This is a genomic window from Vibrio sp. 1978 (assembly GCF_033344345.1).
Map to the genome: position 1 here is coordinate 1 of NZ_JAWPOP010000762.1, position 586 is coordinate 586.

At 46.1% G+C, this 586-nt stretch carries 1 protein-coding gene; it reads right to left on the reverse strand.

The genetic code is table 11. The annotated features are described in order from the left end of the window. Nucleotides 1–586, reverse strand: a 586-nt coding sequence (locus R8N49_RS28965; RefSeq protein ID WP_318190682.1) for a cytochrome c oxidase subunit II, incomplete at both ends; no start/stop codon positions are given.

A 586-nucleotide genomic window follows, 5' to 3' on the forward strand; every position in this document is an offset into this window, starting at 1 on the left:
CCGGCTCATCAATTCGCGTCCAAGCCTCGTTGATGAAACCCGGGATGGTGTCTTTTTTCACGGCGAAATCAGGCACCCACCAAGAGTGAATCACATCGTCTGAGGTCAGTAAAAATCGCACTTTACGATTCACAGGGAGCACGAGCGGGTTATCCACTTCAAGTAGGTAATGCGCACCTTTCATCTCTAAACCGTCAATCTGCTTTTGGCTGGTTGCGAGCAAGCTGAAAAATTCCACATCTTCACCAAAGTAGCTGTAATGCCACTTCCATTGCGAACCTGTGATTTGAATGGTGATATCCGATTGGCTAGTGTCTTCCATTGCGACTAAAGTTTTCGTTGCGGGAATCGCCATCGCGACAAGAATGATGATAGGGATTACAGTCCAAATAATTTCCACTTTGGTGCTTTCGTGGAAATGTGCGGCAACTGCACCTTTTGATTTGCGATGACGGATGATGGCATAGAACATGACACCAAAGACAACCAGAGCTATCGCGCAACAAATGTAGAAAATGAGCATATGTAATTCATACACTTGCTCGCTTATCGCCGTGACCCCTTTGGTCATGTTGAGTTCATTGTC